We start from the raw sequence: 1,014 nt of genomic DNA on the forward strand, positions 1-1,014 counted from the left end.
ACCCGTTGTGCTAGTTGATTTAAGGGTAAGCAAGTGAATATTTTAGACTGAAACCATTTTCGATCTGGCTTTGATGAAGTAATATGGAATAAGTTAATAGGATGGCCTCTACTTTAAATTTTAAAGCATAGAGATTCCTGCATCTTAAATCCTCAATCCCAAACTGCTCTAAACTCGAAAATACCGTTTCAATTGGTTTACGCAGTCGTCCAATCTTATAATTTTCCAGTTTAGAGTAATCACTCATATTCTCTCTTAATTGAGTTATTAATCTGATTCCACACCTTAATAAGTCATCTTTCAATGATCTAGTTACATATCCCTTGTCGCCATAAACAATCGAGAATGGGCTGGTAGTGAGTAATTCATAAGCTATTTGACTATCATGGATTGATGCTGGTGTGACTACATAATTGATTGGAAAACCGTTATCTCCAACTACTACGGAAAATTTAATACCATAGTAATGTTCTTGTTTTGTAGCGTTAAAGCCTATATTAGCTGTCGACTCAAGAAGTTTTGCTCGACAATTTCTAATTGGTTTACACAAAGCACAGGGAAAACTGTCAATAATGCCGAATTCACAGCTGTTGACGAGAGAATCTACAAAATAATAGCGCATCATCTGAATCGCTTGAGAAAGATTTTGGCATATCCGGCAAAATCTAGATCGTTCAGGAAAACATTCAGGAAACAAGTTAGTACGAATTGCGCGATAAATAGCATTAGCTGATCTACAACCTTGTTGTAAAGCCCAAATGTAGCTAGAAATCAAGATAACATCTGGTTGAAGTTGCAAATGGACATTCTTACGAAAACGAACCGATTCTGGAACATATTTCTCGTATAGATCTGTCACTTTAACCAAAATTTTATTGAAAACTACTTGTGTTTGTGATGGATTCGCGAGATAATGTACTTGGCTTTGCATATCATGTCCTCAATTCGTGGTGGTTTTGAGTTTATGATACGCAAAGTTTTTTATTATTTCCAGGATTAACTAGCACAACGAGT

1 protein-coding gene is annotated in these 1,014 nt (G+C 35.6%); it reads right to left on the reverse strand.

Annotated features, from left to right (window positions below; all coding sequences use genetic code 11):
- Positions 1–19 precede the first annotated feature (19 nt).
- Positions 20–931 (reverse strand): IS982 family transposase, encoded by a 912-nt coding sequence (locus I2503_RS09385; protein WP_196967786.1) that lies wholly within the window; start codon positions 929–931, stop codon positions 20–22.
- Positions 932–1,014 lie beyond the last annotated feature (83 nt).

The sequence above is a fragment of the Streptococcus sp. NLN64 genome (assembly GCF_015831295.1).
Classification (GTDB): domain Bacteria; phylum Bacillota; class Bacilli; order Lactobacillales; family Streptococcaceae; genus Streptococcus.

What these genes read in the sequence shown, in the direction of transcription:
- I2503_RS09385 (WP_196967786.1), bottom strand. Translation starts at nt 931, where the DNA reads ATGCAAAGCCAAGTACATTATCTCGCGAATCCATCACAAACACAAGTA.